The following is a 14956-nucleotide window of genomic DNA, read 5'->3' on the forward strand; positions in this document are numbered from 1 at the left end:
CGTCACTTCCCGTAGGCGATGTAGTCGGGGCCTTCTCCGGCGGTGCGGCCGGACGGTCCTGCCTCCGGCCGTGGTGGCAGTGGCGCGATCAGCACGTCGGCCGCGGCCGCCACCGGAACCGGCCAGTCGCCGCTGGCCAGCGTGTTCCCGGTGCGGACATCGATGGTGACCGAACGCCCTGAACGGGTGCCGTGCGCGGTGCCGTCGTGAACGAGCGTGATCTCCAGCGGTTTCGCGTCGTCGTCCCGCCACAATTCGGCGCCGGTGCCGATGTCGAACGCGCGGATCGTCCGGTATTGGTCGAGCCCGGAGACCACAACGGCGCCTGCCTGGTGATCGACGCTCGTGCGCGGCTCGGCCTGGTCGCCGAGATCCGCGATCAGCCTGCCGGTGCCCAGGTCGTGGAGTGCCGTACTCGCGGAGCGCTCGTCGGGGTGGGTCCAGCGCAGGGCGACGACGTTCGCCGACGAGGCCGGAATGGAGTCGAGCAGTTCCACGTGGCGCGGCCCGGTACCGAATCCCGGTGGGGCGGGGATCCTGTCCGAATTCCAGGAAACCGACCCTGCCGCCGTGTCGACCGCCGTGACCGCGCCCTCGCTGCCGAACAGCCCGGTGCCGTGGTGTTCGTAGAGCGGCCGCGCGTCCTCGGCGGGGGGCCGCACGGGTTGTCCGGAACGGGCGGCGAGCATGACGCGCTCGCCCTGAGACCCGCCGACGACCGACGGTGTGGCGGTGCCGAAGATGAGCCCTGGGCCGAGCAGCGACCCCGGCACCGGCGACGGCCCCCAGAGCCGCCTTCCGTCGCGTACGTCGTAGGCGTTGGCCGTGATCCGGGTGGCGAGTGTGCCGTCGCGGGCGTCGGCGTCGCTCGCGAGTATCACCGCGGCGGGGGTCCCCACGACGTCGGTCACGCCATAGCCGACGCAGGAGGGATTCGTGCGTACCGCCCACCGGGTTTCCCCTTCCGGTGACACGCCCGAAATGGAAAGGTCGGCGTTGTCGTCGGCGGGAAATCCGAGACCGATGAACGTCTCGCCCGCCGTGCGGGGGACGTCGTCGAAGGGCGCCGTCCATCGCGGCCGTTCGTTGTCGGGGCCGTCCGGGGCGCGGGGTGAGGGTGGCTCGGCGGCCGTCGGCAACGTCACCGGGGCAGGAGCGGGAAGGTCGCCCTTTTCCTGCCCGCCGCAGGCCGCCAGTACGATCGTCGCGGCCGCCACCGCGACGGCGTGCCAGGTCCCGCGATGCCGCATCGTGCCTCCCGCTCTCTTCTACTATCTAGCTTAGTAGATGAAATATGTCCGGCCGCTGACGGGGAGCACGTCGCCCGCATTCACCTCGGCCGCCCTTCCCGGTACCCCCACTGGGGCTTCCAGTCGTGCGGAAGCCGTGACGTCGTGTTACTGAGGGAGGGAACCGAACGTGAGGAGCAGCCATGCGCGCCGTCGTGTTGCACGCACCTGGCGATGTCCGCGTCGACGAGGTCGAGGACCCGGAGATCATCGAGCCGACCGATGCGGTCATCCGCGTCACGGCCGCCTGTATCTGCGGCTCCGATTTGTGGCCCTACCGGGGAATCGAGAACGTCGACGGCCCCACCCCGATGGGGCACGAGTACGTCGGCGTCGTCGAGCGCGTCGGGGACGCCGTGCGCGAGGTCGGGGTCGGCGATCTCGTGGTCGGTTCGTTCGTCGCCTCGGACAACACCTGCGAGATCTGCGAGGCGGGGTTCCAGTCCCGCTGCGTCCACCAGGTCATGATGGGCTCGATCGGCACCCAGTCCGAGTTCGCCCGTATCCCGCTCGCCGACGGCACCCTCGTCAAGGTCCCCGGCGAGCCCACCCCTGAACAACAGCGCGGCCTGCTGGCCGCTTCCGACGTGCTCGGCACCGGCTGGTTCGCCGCCGTCGCGGCCGAAGCCGGTCCCGGCAAGACCGTCGCGGTCGTCGGCGACGGGGCCGTGGGCCTGCTGGCGATCCTCGCGGCGAGGCACCTCGGCTCCGAGCGCGTCATCGCCATGTCCCGCCACGCCGACCGGCAGAGACTCGCCAGGCGGTTCGGCGCCACCGACATCGTCGAGCAACGCGGCGAGGCGGGCGTCGCGAGGATCAAGGAACTCACCGGCGGTTACGGCGCGCACTCCACCGTCGAAGCCGTCGGCACCCAGGAATCGATGACGCAGGCCATCGGAGCGACGCGTCCCGGCGGTCATGTCGGTTACGTCGGCGTCAGCCACGGCGTCGAACTCGACGGGCTCGATCTGTTCTTCGCCACCGTGAACCTGCTCGGTGGCCCGGCTCCGGTCCGGCGGTTCCTGCCCGACCTGATCGATCTCGTCATGACCGGCCGCATCGATCCGGGCATCGTCTTCGACCTCACTCTGCCACTCGACCGGGCCGCCGAGGGCTACCAGGCGATGGACGAACGCAGAGCGATCAAGGTGCTGCTCACCCTGTGAGTTGCCGCCCTCAGCCGGGCTGGAAGAACGCGAGCATTTTCCGCGCGGCGTCCGGTGACATCAGCAGCTCCTGAATCTCGGCCGACATCCGGGCCGCGGCACTGGTGCGCTCGAACATCTCGCGTTCGTACTCCCCCACGGCGGCTGCAACATCGCCGGGGTGCCCGGCCAGCGCCAGGCCGAGTAGCGCGCCGTCGAGCAGCGCCATGTTGGCACCTTCGCCCACCGGCGGCATCAGGTGCGCGGCATCGCCGATCAGGGTGACATCCGGCCTCGGCGGCCAGGTCAGGCCGACCGGGAGAGTGGTGACCGGCCGGGGCACGATCATGTCGTCGCAGGCGTCGATCAGCGCGGTGAATCGCGAGTCCCAGCCGGGGAGCAGGTCGATCAGCCGTGCCCTTGCCGCCGCCGGGTCGTCGAACGGGATCCCGCTGGTGGCCGGCCAGTCCTCGGCGGTGTGATAGAAGCTGAGGCCGATGCGGACCCGGCCGTCGCCGTTGCGCTGTGCCCCGAGGGACAAGCCGTCGCCGAGCACCCAGTAGTTGCCGCGCCCGACCATCGCCGCGAGGCCGGGGTGCGTGTGGTCGATGTCCGGAATGCCGAGCTCGACGACGTTCTGGCCGATGTGCGCCGGGCGGGCGTCGGTGAGCAGCGCACGGACCAGGGAATTCGCTCCGTCGGCGCCGACGAGCAGGTCATAGGTCGCCGTGGCGCCGCCTGCGAAGCGCAGCACGCCGTCACCGGCGGATTCGAACGCGTGTCCCCAGCGCACCACGCCGTCGGGAAGGGAATCCAGCAGCAGGTCGCGCAGATCGGCGCGGTCGACTTCCGGCCGCTCAAGGGGAGCGTCATCGGGGGTGTCTTCCTTGAGCAGCAGGGTGCCGTCCGGTTCGAGAAGCCGCATGTCCTGGCCTTCGCGGCGGGCGATCGCGAAGAACCGGTCGAGCAGTCCGGCTTCGCGCAGCGCCAGCTGGCCGGAGTGGATGTCGAGCATGCCGCCCTGGCCGCGCGCTTCGCGCGAGGACTCCCGTTCGTACACGACGGCGTCGATGCCGTTCACGTGCAGCACTCTGGCAAGGGCCAAGCCGCCCAGGCCGGCTCCGGCTATGGCTATGGTCATGATCGTCCTCGATTCACCGTATCCATCGATACACTGTATCAATAGTGACGTTGTATTGTCGTCAGCATGTTGGTGTGGGAGCGACCCGAGCCGCGGGACCGGCCGACGCCGGTCCCGCTGAGCAGGGAACGGATCGTCCAGGCGGCGATCGGCCTGGCCGATGCGGACGGCCTCGACGCGGTGTCGCTGCGCAAGGTCGCCGCGGCGCTTGGCGCGGGGCCGATGCGGTTGTACGGCTACATCGCCACCAAGGAGGAGCTGCTCGACCTGATGGTCGACGCGGTGTACGCCGAGATCCGGCCTTCCGGAGACGGCTGGCGAGCCGTACTGCGCTCCCTCGCCGAGGACATCCGGCAGGCCGCGGCGCGGCACGAGTGGTTCGCCGACCTGATCGGCGGGCGGCCCCAGCTCGGCCCGGACGCGCTCGCGGCGGGGGAGGCCGTGCTGGCCGCGATGGGCGACGTCGGCCTCGACACCGTCGTGCCCGCGGTCGCCGCTGTCAACGCGTACGTGATCGGCGCGGTGCGCAGGGAGGTCACCGAACGGCGCGCGGAGCGGACCTCAGGGCTGGACAAGGAACAGTGGCAGCGCGCGTTCGGGCCTTATCTGGAGCGAGCCTTCGCCACCGGCCGGTTTCCCGCGCTGGCCTCGGTCGTGCGGGATGGCCCGCATCTGGACGCGGACCAGACGTTCCGGACCGGTCTCGAATTCGTGCTCGACGGCATCGAGGCCCGCATCGCTCGCTAACTGTTATGGAGCCGTCGTCGCAGTACGGCCTGTTCCGCCGGGTTGCTGGTCAGCTCCAGCGCCCGGCGGTCGGCGGCCCGTGCCTGCGCGGGGTGGCCCAGTTCGCGAAGCAGTTCGGCGCGGGTGGCGTGGAACAGGTGGTAGCGATCCAGCGGGCCCGCCACGGCGACCAGTTCGGTCAGCGCGACTTCGGCTCCGGCCACCTGGCGCAGCGCGATGGCGCGGTGGAGCCGGGTGACCGGCGACGGCGCGCGGGCCAGCAGCAGGTCGTACAGGATCACGATCTGCGGCCAGTCGGTGTCAGCCCAGGTCTTGGCTTCCGCGTGACAGGCCACGATCGCGGCCTGTAGCTGGTACGGCCCAGGACGGCGGTGCAGGGCAGCGCGAGTGAGCAGCCGGGTCGCGCCCGCGATGGCCTCGTGATCCCACCGCCCCCGGTCCTGGTCGCTCAGGCGGATCAGGTTTCCCTCGCCATCGAACCGGGCCGCGGCGCGGGCACGATGCAGCCGGATGAGCGCGAGCAGCCCGGTCACTTCCGGCTCGGTCGGCATCAGACCGTCGAGCAGGCCGGCAAGCCATTCCGCGTCCTCGGTGAGATCCCTGTGCTCGGCCACGTCACTACCGCTTGCCAGATAGCCCTCGTTGAACAGCAGGTAGACCACGGCGAGGACTTCACCAAGCCGCTCACCGAGCTCGTCGGCGGCCGGGATCCGGTACGGGATACCAGCGTCGGTGATCTTGCGTTTGGCCCTGGTGATGCGTTGCGCGACGGTACTTTCCCGCACCAGGAACGCACTGGCGATCTGTGCGGTGGTCAGCCCGCACACCACCCGCAACGTGAGCGCGATCCGGGACTCACGAGGCAGCGCGGGATGGCAGCAGGTGAAGATCAGCCGTAGCCGGTTGCCGGGCTCGGGTGTCACCGGCCACCGCAGCTGGGCGAGCTTGTCCTGGTAGCGGGCCTGGCGGCGCAGCACGTCCATCCCTCGGCGTCTGGCCACGGTGAACAGCCACGCGTCAGGCCGCTCCGGTACGCCCTCGACCGGCCAGCGCTCCAGCGCGGCAAGTACCGCGTCGGCGACCAGGTCCTCGGCCGCGGCGAAATCGCCGAGCAGCGAAACCAGGGCGGCGGCGAGCCGGCCCGCGTGATCACGCACCACGCGGGCCAGCTCCATCTCGGCGGAACCGGACACCGGACTGTTCACGTCGGCACCGGTCACATGAGCACGGGGCGAATTTCGACCAGCGGGCACGCGGGCCAGTCCTTTGCCATGCGCAGCGCCTCGTCGAGGTCGGCCACCTCGACTTCGACGTAGCCGGAGACGACCTCCTTGCCCTCGACGAACGGCCCATCCGTGACGAGGGGTCCCTCGGCCTCCAGCCGCACCGTGGTCGCGGTGTGCGCGTCGGACAGCTTCCTGTTGTGGGTGATCTTGTCCGAGTACCTGGCAAGCCAGTCCTGGACTTTCGCGAACCCCGCGTCGCGTCCGGCCTGGTCCATCGCCGCCCAGTCCTTTTCCCACTGCTCGGTCTCGCAGAACATCAGCACGTATTTCATGCTCGAACACCTCCTTACCCATAAGACGACCGGCGAGAGGCCGGATACGACACCGCACCGGAAATCTCGGGAGCGGAGCCCAGGCGCCGCGCCACCAGGATCGCACCGGCGGCTACCTTTTCGGCATGCGCGGGGAACGGATGCGAGCGATCGTGGCCTGGCTGGAACGCCGTCAGGTACCGCTGTATCTGGGCGGGCTCGCGCTCGGCGCGGTCGCCGGGCTGCTTGCTCCCGGCATCGCGCGCCCAGCCGGGACGGCGATTCATCCGGTGCTCGCTCTGCTGCTCTACGCGACGTTTCTCGGGATTCCGTTCGGCAGGATCGGGCAGGCATTCCGGAACTGGCGGTTCCTCGTCACGATCCTCGCGGTGAATTTCGCCGCCGTGCCGGTCGTGGTGTTCGTGCTGTCGCGGATCGTCGCCCATGACCACGTGCTTCTCGTCGGTGTCCTTTTCGTGCTGCTGACCCCGTGTATCGACTACGTGATCGTCTTCTGCGGTCTCGCGGGAGGAGCGGAAGAACGCCTTCTCGCCTCGGCGCCGCTGCTCATGCTCGCGCAGATGCTGTTGCTCCCGCTCTATCTGTGGCTGTTCGTCGGTGCCGAGTTCGTCCGGTCCATCGAACTCGCGCCGTTCGTCGAAGCGTTCGTGCTGATCATCGCCATTCCGCTCGTCGCGGCTGGACTGACCCAGTTCGCCGCCGCGCGCGCCCGTTGGGGTGCGCGCGTGCGCGAGGCCATGACGGGGGCCATGGTGCCACTGATGGTTCTCACTCTCGCTGTCGTCGTGGCGTCGCAGATCGCCGGTGTCGGGGCACGGTTCGGTTCGCTGCTGCTGACCGTTCCGGTCTACGTCGTGTTCGCGGCCGTCATGGTCCCGGTCGGCGCGCTCGCCGGCAGGCTGGCGGGCCTGGATGTTCCGGGGCGAAGGGCGATCGTGTTCAGTGGCGCCACCCGAAACTCGCTCGTCGTTCTGCCGCTCGTCCTCGCGCTGCCCGCGAGCTTCGATCTCGCCCCGCTGGTCGTGGTCACGCAGACGCTGGTGGAACTCGTCGTCATGGTGATCTTCGTGCGCCTCGTCCCCCGGGTGATCGCTGAGCGGGAACAGCGCACCACCGTGAGGTAGCGACGATCCGCGGGCACGCGAAGGGTGCCTCCGGTATTGCGGTTGATCTCCGGCTGGGGCCGGCATACGATGCCGGAATGCGTTCCTGAGGCTGACCGGTCCCATGTCGGAGGCGTGCTGCCCCGTGGGGTGAAACCACTGGCACATCAGGATTCTCGTGTTCGATGCTCCTCGCCGCGCGGCTTCACGCGCACCTCCCTGACGTCCTTCTCATCCCCACTCGTTCGACTGGCCACAAACGACAGAGGAGACGCACGTGATCAATACGCGACTTGCGGGCCAGACCGTCCTTGTCACCGGCGGTGCCGGGAACATCGGGGCGGCGATCAGCCGCGCGTTCGCCGCTCAGGGCGCGCGGGTGGCGATCCATTACCTCGCCCAAGACCTTCCCGCGCCCAGCGGCGCGGAGTGGGCGCACGTCACTCCGGCCGCCGCTGAAGCGGACACGCTCGCGGAGGAACTCGGCAACGGTTCCTTCGCCGTCAGCGCCGACCTTTCCGAACCGGTAGGGGCGGAGCGGCTCGTGCGCGAGGTCGCGAGCCGGGCCGGTTCGATCAACGTCCTTGTCAACAACGCTGCCCACTGCGAGTCACCGGACACCATCGACACGGTGACGCGCGGGTCACTGGAACGGCATTACCTGGTGAACTCCGTCGCGCCCGCGCTGCTCACCGCGGAGGTGGTCCGGTCACGCCGAGACGAGGATCCGTTGTGCGTCGTCAACATCACGACCGACGCCGCGCGCGCGTTTCCCGGCCAGACCGGTTACGGCACGTCCAAGGCGGCGCTCGAAGCGCTTACCCGGTCCACCGCGCTCGACCTCGCGGCGCGGGGCATCCGCGTGAACGCCGTCGCCCCCGGCCCCGTCCAGACCGGCTGGATCGCCGACGACCTGCTGGACCAGGCGAGGGCGATCGTGCCGATGGGCAGGGTCGGTGAACCGGAGGACATCGCCGATGCCGTGGTGTACTTGGCTTCTCACCAGGCTCGCTGGATAACCGGGCAGGTGGTTCAGGTCGCAGGAGGGCACGCGTTGTGAGCGTGCTCAGCCGAGGCGCAGGCGTAGCGATTCGAGTTCGTCACGGAGCGCCGAGGGGATCTTGTCATCGCCGATGTGCTTGAACCAGTTCTCGATGAGCGGGATTTCCTCGCGCCACTCGCCGGGATCGACGTTGAGGGCGGCGTCGACGTCCGCGAGCGGCGTGTTCAAGCCGTCCAGGTCGAGGGCATCGGCGGTGGGTATCCGCCCGACCGGGGTGTCGAGCGCGGTGGCCCTTCCTTCGATGCGGTCGACGATCCACTTGAGCACACGGGAGTTCTCGCCGAATCCCGGCCACAGGAACCGGCTGTTGTCGCCCCTGCGGAACCAGTTGACGTAGAAGATCTTCGGCAGCATGTCAGGGGCGGCCCGCTCGCCGATGTTTAGCCAGTGCTGGAAGTAGTCGCCCGCGTGGTAGCCGAGGAAGGGCAGCATCGCCATCGGGTCGCGGCGCACGTTGCCCACCGATCCCGCCGCGGCCGCGGTGGTTTCCGAGGACATCGTCGCGCCAAGGAACACGCCGTGCCGCCAGTCGCGCGCCTCGTTCACCAGCGGGACGGTGGTCTTGCGGCGGCCGCCGAACAGGATCGCGGAGATCGGAACGCCTTTCGGGTCGTCCCATTCCGGCGCCAGGATCGGAGACTGCGACATCGGCGTGCAGTAGCGGGAGTTCGGGTGGGCGGCCTTGTCGCCGGAGCCCGGCGTCCAATCCTGCTTCGTCCACGAGGTCAGGTGTTCTGGCCTGTCCTCCAAGCCTTCCCACCAGACGTCGCCGTCGTCGGTGAGCGCGACGTTGGTGAATATCGTGTTGCCCTTTTCGATGGTGCGCATGGCGTTCGGGTTGGTGTGCCAGCCGGTTCCCGGTGCGACACCGAAGAACCCGAACTCGGGGTTCACCGCGTACAGCCTGCCGTCCTCGCCGAACCGCATCCAGGCGATGTCGTCGCCGAGCGTTTCGGCGCGCCAGCCGGGAAGGGCCGGTTGCAGCATGGCGAGGTTGGTTTTGCCGCAGGCGCTGGGAAACGCGGCGGCCACGTAGTGGACCTCGTTTTCGGGGGAGATCAGTTTGAGGATCAGCATGTGCTCGGCGAGCCAGCCCTCGTCCCTTGCCATGACGGAGGCGATCCGCAGCGAGTAGCACTTCTTGCCGAGCAGCGAGTTGCCGCCGTAGCCGGAACCGTAGCTCCAGATCATCCGCTCCTCCGGGAAGTGCGAGATGTACTTGACCGGATTGCACGGCCACGGCACGTCGGCCTGGCCGGGAGCCAGCGGCGCGCCGACCGAGTGCAGCGCGGGGACGAACTCGCGTTCGGTACCGTCCGGCGCGGTGAACCTTTCCAGCGCGGCGGTGCCCATGCGGGTCATGATGTGCATGGACAGCACCACGTAGGCCGAGTCGGTGATCTCCACCCCGAGCTTGGGCTCTTCGCTGTCGAGCGGGCCCATGCAGAACGGGATGACATACATCGTGCGCCCGGCCATGCTTGCCCGGAAATGCTCGGTCAGCAGGACCTTCATGTCGACCGGGTGCATCCAGTTGTTGGTTGGGCCGGCATCCGCCTCGTTCTCAGAGCAGATGAAGGTGCGGTCCTCGACCCGTGCCACGTCGCCGGGGTCGGACACGGCGAGGAACGAGTTGGGTTTTCCGGAAAGCCGCACCAAAGTGCCCGCGTTGACGAGGTCGACGCTCAACTCGCGCCACTCGTCCTGCGAACCGTCGCACCACACCACCCTGAGGGGGGTTGTCAGCTCGGCCACGTCGCGTACCCAGTCCAGCAGCGCGCGGTGAGTGGTGGGCGCCTGCTCAAGCCCGGGGACGGTGGATGCGGTCACGATGATCTCCATAACGGGGTGGGCGGGTGTTCGCGCGAGTGCCGGTACGCCGGTGGTCAGGCGGTCTCGGTGGGGTCGAGCGCGGTGAGATCGACCCAGCCTGTGGTGTCGACGTCGTGCCGGGCCGCGAGGTCGAGCAGATCCCTGAGCCGGGCGCTGTGCAGGTGGACTTCGTAGTCGTGTCCTGCCTGCTGGGCGGCGATCATCGCCTGGTGGGCGTCGTCGACGCGGCTGCGCAGAACTGTGGCGAACTGGCTCATCGTCTCCACTTCTTCCGGCGGTGAATACATCATGTTAGTATTTAAAGACTTTTGCAAGTCATGGATTGCGTGAAGCACTGCCAAGTCGGCGCGGGAGTGGGTGAAGCGGTGGTGTCCGGCTACTTCCGGCCCGGTGCCGGTGTTTTCAGGTCTTCCAGCAGCTCGACCTGCCCGGAGAGGACGCCGGTGAGAATCTGCCGCGCGACCGCGAGCAGTTCGGCGACCTGCGGGCTCGTCAACGTGTAGAAGACGGTCGAGCCTTCTTTGCGTGTGGTCACCAGTCCTGCCCTGCGCAGCACCGCCAGCTGCTGCGACAGGTTCGCCGGTTCGATGCCCACCTCCGGCAGCATCTCCGCCACCGCGTGCTCGCGCTCGCTCAGCAATTCGAGCACCCGGATCCGCGCCGGGTGCCCCAATGTCTTGAAGAACTCCGCCTTCAGCTGATACAGCGGCCTAGTCACCGGCATGCCTCCGGGCAACGGCGATCCTCATCGCACGATTCAACACTTGCTAACCTTAGCAAGTCTGAAAGCGATATGGCGGCCCGCGCCGCTGTTCCGCGAGGTGGAGGCGACCCATCCGCCGCCTCGCTCAGTCCGGGCGGGGCGTGAGGCCGTGGCGGGAAGGGAAGTCCGGCCGGCGGCGCTTGGCGAAGGCGCTCAGACCTTCGCTGGCATCGGGCGAGGTGAACGCCCTCTGCCCGTACAAAGCCTCGCTGTGAAATGCCTGATCCTGCGGGAGGTCGCCGAGCCGCAGAACGGCCTCCTTGATCGTCGCGAGCGCGGTGCCGCTCTTGGCCACGAGCTTGTGGGCGAGCTCGACGGCGGTCTCCAGTAACCGCGGCGCGGGGACGATCTCGTTGAGCAGGCCGTACCGCAGTGCCTGGGTGGCGGAGATCCGGTCGCCCTGGAGCATCAGCTCCATCGCCCACACGTAGGGAATCTGCCGCGTCAGCCTGGTGAGGGTGCCTCCAGCCGGTACGACGCCGACACCGCTTTCGGGAAGGCCGAACTCCGCGGTGTCGGCGGCGATCCTGATGTCGGTGGACAGCATTATTTCGAACCCGCCACCGAGGCACAGGCCGTTGATCGCGGCGATCACCGGCTTGAACAGCGTGGTGTGTTTCTGGTGCGCGGCATCCCATTCCGAGATGTCGAACCGCCCTTCGGACAACGCGGGAATGGACTCGCCGAGATCCGCGCCGACACAGAAGGCGCGCTCGCCGCTGCCGGTGAGAATCGCGACGGCGATCGAGTCGTCGTCGCGGACCTCGGCGAAGACGGCGCCGAGTTCGTCGTACATCGCGAGGGTCATGGCGTTGAGCTTGTCCGGCCGGTCGAACCGGACGATCGCGATCGCGCCGTCGCGGTCGAGGGCGATGCCGGCCATCAGATGACCCCCTTCTCGCGCAGCTCCGCGATCTGCCGCTCGTCGAGGTCGGCCAGTGCCCGCAGGACCGTGCCCGCGTGTTCGCCGACCTTCGGCGCGAGGCCCCTCGGCTGGGTGGGAGTGTCACCGAGCTTGATGGGCGAGCCGAACATGCGCAGCTCTCCGAACTCGGGGTACTCGACGTCGACGATCATGTCGCGCTCGGCGATCTGCGGGTCCTCGACCACCTCTCCGATGTCCTTGATCGCGCTCAACGGCACGGCGTCGCCGACGATTTCCTCCAGTTCGGACTTCGTCTTGTCCTCGAACCACGTGTTCAGCAGCGGCCGGATCCGCCGCTCGTAGACCTCGGGCACGAACCGTTTTGCCATGGTGTCGATCTCGGGGTCGTCGGCGAGTTCCGGCTCGCCGAACAGGTGGCACGACAGCCGCCAGAACTTGTCGGTGTAGCCGCCGAAGAACACGAACCCGTCCTTGCAAGGGTAGAGCTCGTATGGCTTGACGAAGGGGTGCTCGTTGCCAAGCGGGCCTGGGACCTTGCCCTCGACGGTGTAGGACACGACGGCGTTCTCGGTCAGGCTGAGCACCGAGTCCTGCTGGGACACGTCGACCAGCTGACCCCGACCGCTCTGCTCCGCCTCCCGCAGCGCGGCCAGCGTGCCGATGACCGCGTACAGCGTGGCGGAAAGGTCGCCGATGATGGTGCCGACCCTGGCGGGCGGCCGGTCGGGGAATCCGTTGATGGACCACAGTCCGCCGGTGGCCTGCGCGCTGTTGTCGTAGGCGGGCCTTCGCCGGTAGGGGCCGGTCTGCCCATAGCCGGAGATCGCCGTGTACACCAGGCGCGGGTTCTCCGCGCGCAGCACGTCGAAGCCGACACCGAGTTTGTCCATCGTGCCCGGCCGGAAGTTCTCGACGAGCACGTCGGCGCGCCGGACCAGCCGTTTGAGCAGGTTCTTTCCGTCCTCAGTGGACAGATCGATGGTCAGCCCGAACTTGTTTCGGTTGAACTGCGCGAAGAACGCGCTGAACTCCTCACCGGATTCCGCTTCGAGCTTGGGAGGGAAGTCCCTCGCGTAGTCGGGGTCCTTCGGATTCTCGACCTTGATCACGGTCGCGCCGAGGTCGGCGAGCAGCATCGAGCAGAACGGGCCGGCCACGACCCTGGTGATGTCCAGCACCACGATGCCGCGCAGCGCGCCCTTGGACAGCCCGCCAGGCAGCATGCCGAGAAGTGTGTCGTCGTGGGTCATGGTGGCCCCTTCTTCCGTGGGTGATTCGTCAGCTCGCCGCGTCGACTCGGACGCGGGTTTCCAGGAGGGTTCCGCAGGCGGGGCTGTAGAACTCGTCGATGAGCACGCGGTGGCCCTCCGTACGCGGGCGGACGCGGACCCCGTGCTCGGCGAGCCGTTCGGCCGCGACATGGGTGACCTTCCTGACGTCACCGTGCCAGTCGTCGCCGGTGCCGAGACGGGCGCCGCTGGCGGGCACATACCAGCCCTCCGCGTCGCGGCGCGGCGCCGACGACCCGGCGGGGGAGGACACGGGGACCTCGTGTGCGGGGGTACTTCCGAGGCGTTCCCGGCGCAGCGCGGTACGGGCTCGCCGGGTGGCGTCCTCGTCGGCGGCGCCGTCGGCGACGATCACTCCGTAGGTGTGCCGCGCGGTCTCCTCTGTGACGTAGCCGTCGCGGACGTCGGCCGCGACGAGCCGGGGGGCGCGCAGCAGCGGGTCGCCGTAGCCGCCTCCGCCCGCGATCCATTGCACCAGCACGTCTCCGGCGCGGATCGTGACCGACTGCTGGTTGATCGCCAGCAATTCCCGGTCGTCGGCCGCGAGCGTGTCGGGAGCGGGAATCCGGCCGTCGGCGAGCTGGCGGGCGACATCGGTGCGGCGCCACACCTCGTGGCCGCTGCCTCCGCCGGGCAGGCCACCGCCGAAGCCGTCGGCGACCACCTGTGCGTTCGGGGCGAACACCGTCTGCGTGACCTCCTTGGCGCCGTGCAGCGTCCACGCGAAGCGCAGACCGAGCCCACCGCGATGGGCGCCGTGCCCCGCGCTGCCGAGGTTGAGCTGCTTCCACAGGTACAGCACCGGATAAAGCATCTCGTTCATCTCGACGTCGGGCAGCATGTTGTTGACCTGCGTCATCATCCCGGCGCAGTCGAGACCGTCGAGGTCGGGCTGGGCACCGGAACCCATGCCGCCACCGTCCATGTTGAACAGTACGAAGTAGTCGCCGCCCTCGGTGGTGCCCGCGGAGATGCCGCCGGTCCACGAATCGCCCCACACGCCCTGAGTGCGGCCGCGGATCGTCTCGTCGTCGCTGCCGCGGCACGCGTCGTTCATGAGCTTGGTGACGAGGCGGCTGACGCGGGCGCCGGTGGTGAGGTGCCCGTTGCTGATCGGAGCGGGAGGCCGGGGATTGACGATGGAGCCCGGTTCGGCGGCGATGTCGAACGCGGTCATGACGCCCTCGTTGAACGGCACGTCCCAGGCGAGGATCGGCACGATCGCCGAGGCCACGCTGCCGACCAGCGCCCCATAGCTGCAATTGACGAACCCGTCGGTCTGCTCGGCGGAACCGGCGAAGTCGAAGGTGATCTGGTTGTCGCGTTTGGTCATGGTGCACGCGACGCGGTACAACTCGTCGACGTGTCCATTGTGCTCGGTCCATTCCTCGCCGGAGTAGACCCCGTCGGGGATGCGGGCGATCCGGTCGCGCACGACCTGCTCGGCCAGCTCGAAGGACAACCTCGTGTAGTCGCGGAACCGGTCGAGGCCGAACTCGTCGATCGTGCTCAGCAGCCTCCTGATGCCGGTGTTGTTGCTCGCGACGAGGCTGCGCACGTCGTTCCAGAACAGCACGGGTACCCGGACGTTGTTGAGCAGGATCCTGCGCACCCACTCGACGGGCTCGCCCTTGTCGAAGATCTTGACGCCAGGCGGCAGCCGGAGCGCCTCGGCGTAGCAGTCGTGGGCGCCCGGCGCGAAACCGCCCGGCGTCATGCCACCGACGTCGACGAGGTGTGCCTGGGACTGGGCCCAGCCGACGAGTTCGCCGCCGTGGAAGATCGGCGAGATCACGTTGGTGTCCGGCGGATGACTCGCACCCGCGGTGTGCGGGTCGTTGCAGATGAAGGCGTCGCCCGGCGCCAGCGGCTCGCCCTCGATCGCCTTCACCAGGTTCTGCACGGCCACGCTGCCGGAGCCGATGTGGAACTGGACGTAGTCGGAGTAGGCGTAGATGCGGCCGGTGGGGTCGAACAGCGCGGTGTTGAAGTCGCCTGCCTCGGTGATCACGGGGGAGCCGGACGAGCGGATCATCGCGATGCCCATCTCCTCCACGATGGAGTCGAGGCGCATGCGGATCACTTCGAGGGTGACCGGGTCGAACCCTTCGGGCAGCGTGTGCGTGGTCATGTCGTCTC

General features: G+C 68.6%; 14 protein-coding genes. 4 read left to right on the plus strand and 10 right to left on the minus strand.

The window, feature by feature from the left end:
• Positions 1–2: 2 nt before the first annotated feature.
• On the minus strand, positions 3–1250 hold the full coding sequence (locus BAY61_RS12980; RefSeq protein WP_091797508.1) for an outer membrane protein assembly factor BamB family protein: 1248 nt from the start codon (positions 1248–1250) through the stop codon (positions 3–5).
• Between the two features lie 182 nt (positions 1251–1432).
• Between BAY61_RS12980 and BAY61_RS12985 the strand changes: the two genes are divergently transcribed.
• Positions 1433–2455 (plus strand): zinc-dependent alcohol dehydrogenase family protein, encoded by a 1023-nt coding sequence (locus tag BAY61_RS12985; RefSeq protein WP_091797511.1) that lies wholly within the window; start codon positions 1433–1435, stop codon positions 2453–2455.
• A gap of 10 nt (positions 2456–2465) precedes the next feature.
• Here the strand turns inward: BAY61_RS12985 and BAY61_RS12990 are convergent, their stop codons facing one another.
• A complete protein-coding gene (locus BAY61_RS12990) occupies positions 2466–3575 on the minus strand; it encodes an FAD-dependent oxidoreductase (protein WP_091797514.1) in 1110 nt (369 codons plus the stop codon).
• 66 nt (positions 3576–3641) lie between these two features.
• Here BAY61_RS12990 and BAY61_RS12995 point away from each other — a divergent pair, with 66 nt between their 5' ends.
• The gene (locus BAY61_RS12995) at positions 3642–4322 is read left to right on the plus strand and encodes a TetR/AcrR family transcriptional regulator (RefSeq protein ID WP_091797517.1); all 681 of its coding nucleotides are present in this window, start codon (positions 3642–3644) and stop codon (positions 4320–4322) included.
• On the opposite strand, the gene BAY61_RS13000 is transcribed toward BAY61_RS12995, so the two are convergent.
• Complete coding sequence (locus tag BAY61_RS13000; RefSeq protein ID WP_245866058.1) at positions 4319–5527, minus strand: RNA polymerase sigma factor; 1209 nt, start codon at positions 5525–5527, stop codon at positions 4319–4321. The genes BAY61_RS12995 and BAY61_RS13000 overlap by 4 nt on opposite strands.
• A gap of 11 nt (positions 5528–5538) precedes the next feature.
• Positions 5539–5880 (minus strand): YciI family protein, encoded by a 342-nt coding sequence (locus BAY61_RS13005; RefSeq protein ID WP_091797520.1) that lies wholly within the window; start codon positions 5878–5880, stop codon positions 5539–5541.
• Between the two features lie 125 nt (positions 5881–6005).
• Here BAY61_RS13005 and BAY61_RS13010 point away from each other — a divergent pair, with 125 nt between their 5' ends.
• Both BAY61_RS13010 and BAY61_RS13015 read left to right on the plus strand, forming a co-directional pair.
• Positions 6006–7004, plus strand: a complete 999-nt coding sequence (locus tag BAY61_RS13010; protein ID WP_245866060.1) for an arsenic resistance protein — start codon at positions 6006–6008, stop codon at positions 7002–7004.
• Positions 7005–7260: 256 nt separating this feature from the next.
• Positions 7261–8043 carry an SDR family NAD(P)-dependent oxidoreductase gene (locus BAY61_RS13015; RefSeq protein WP_091797523.1) on the plus strand — a complete coding sequence of 261 codons (783 nt, stop codon included), beginning with the start codon at positions 7261–7263 and terminating at the stop codon, positions 8041–8043.
• Between the two features lie 6 nt (positions 8044–8049).
• Here BAY61_RS13015 and BAY61_RS13020 read toward each other — a convergent pair whose 3' ends face one another.
• From BAY61_RS13020 to BAY61_RS13045, 6 genes are all read right to left on the minus strand, one after another.
• Positions 8050–9876 carry a phosphoenolpyruvate carboxykinase (GTP) gene (locus BAY61_RS13020; RefSeq protein ID WP_091798865.1) on the minus strand — a complete coding sequence of 609 codons (1827 nt, stop codon included), beginning with the start codon at positions 9874–9876 and terminating at the stop codon, positions 8050–8052.
• Positions 9877–9932: 56 nt separating this feature from the next.
• A complete protein-coding gene (locus BAY61_RS13025; RefSeq protein WP_094168489.1) occupies positions 9933–10169 on the minus strand; it encodes a hypothetical protein in 237 nt (78 codons plus the stop codon).
• Between the two features lie 86 nt (positions 10170–10255).
• On the minus strand, positions 10256–10603 hold the full coding sequence (locus BAY61_RS13030; RefSeq protein ID WP_211323475.1) for an ArsR/SmtB family transcription factor: 348 nt from the start codon (positions 10601–10603) through the stop codon (positions 10256–10258).
• Positions 10604–10727: 124 nt separating this feature from the next.
• A complete protein-coding gene (locus tag BAY61_RS13035; protein WP_091797530.1) occupies positions 10728–11525 on the minus strand; it encodes an enoyl-CoA hydratase/isomerase family protein in 798 nt (265 codons plus the stop codon).
• Positions 11525–12778: a CaiB/BaiF CoA transferase family protein gene (locus BAY61_RS13040; RefSeq protein WP_091797532.1), complete on the minus strand. Its 1254-nt coding sequence runs from the start codon at positions 12776–12778 to the stop codon at positions 11525–11527. The genes BAY61_RS13035 and BAY61_RS13040 overlap by 1 nt, the downstream gene beginning before the upstream one ends.
• Before the next feature lie 28 nt (positions 12779–12806).
• Positions 12807–14948 (minus strand): hydantoinase B/oxoprolinase family protein, encoded by a 2142-nt coding sequence (locus tag BAY61_RS13045; RefSeq protein WP_091797535.1) that lies wholly within the window; start codon positions 14946–14948, stop codon positions 12807–12809.
• Positions 14949–14956: the final 8 nt, after the last annotated feature.

The organism is Prauserella marina, assembly GCF_002240355.1.
In the GTDB taxonomy this organism is placed as follows: domain Bacteria; phylum Actinomycetota; class Actinomycetes; order Mycobacteriales; family Pseudonocardiaceae; genus Prauserella_A; species Prauserella_A marina.